1 protein-coding gene is annotated in these 494 nt (G+C 63.8%); it reads left to right on the top strand.

What is annotated here, in order from left to right:
- Nucleotides 1-314: 314 nt before the first annotated feature.
- On the top strand, nucleotides 315-494 hold a 180-nt coding region (locus F2P45_RS35860), incomplete at its 3' end, for a hypothetical protein (protein ID WP_223164925.1).

The raw sequence follows: 494 nt of genomic DNA, 5'->3' as shown, positions 1-494 counted from the left end.
AGCGCATTGCCGAACGCACTTGGTCCGACGTGCAATCGTAGTCCAACGCGCGCAAACGCCCTGTTCATGCGGGTTTCGGCCGGTCCTCCAGCTCGGCCGTCGCACATTTTAACTTTTTGGCGCCGACGTGCGGTTTTTGAATTTGCGGACGCTGGCGGGCGGCTTGCCGCCCGCTGGGGTTGGGGTTGGGGTTGGGGTTGGGGTTGGGGTTGGGGTTGGGGTTGCTGTTGACGTGGAAGTTGAAGTTGCGGCTATGTGGTTCTCACCTGACTGACTGGCAGAGCGCGGCCGCAAGCGACGCAGGAGCGCGCGACGTGACCCTGACCACACCCTGCGCCCGCAAGGCGCACATGCTGGCCTGGCAGGCGCGCAGGGGCGCCAGACATAACGCCTATTCTGTCAACCCGAAGGGCGCGCAGCGATCGCCCCACCAAGCGAAGCGCAGCGTAGCGACTGGGGCGATTTGCGACAGAATGCCGCGTTATGTTAAAGCG

Origin of the sequence: Massilia mucilaginosa (assembly GCF_011682145.1) — a bacterium.
GTDB lineage: Bacteria > Pseudomonadota > Gammaproteobacteria > Burkholderiales > Burkholderiaceae_D > Telluria_A > Telluria_A mucilaginosa.
This window is presented reverse-complemented; position numbering and strand designations above follow the sequence as displayed.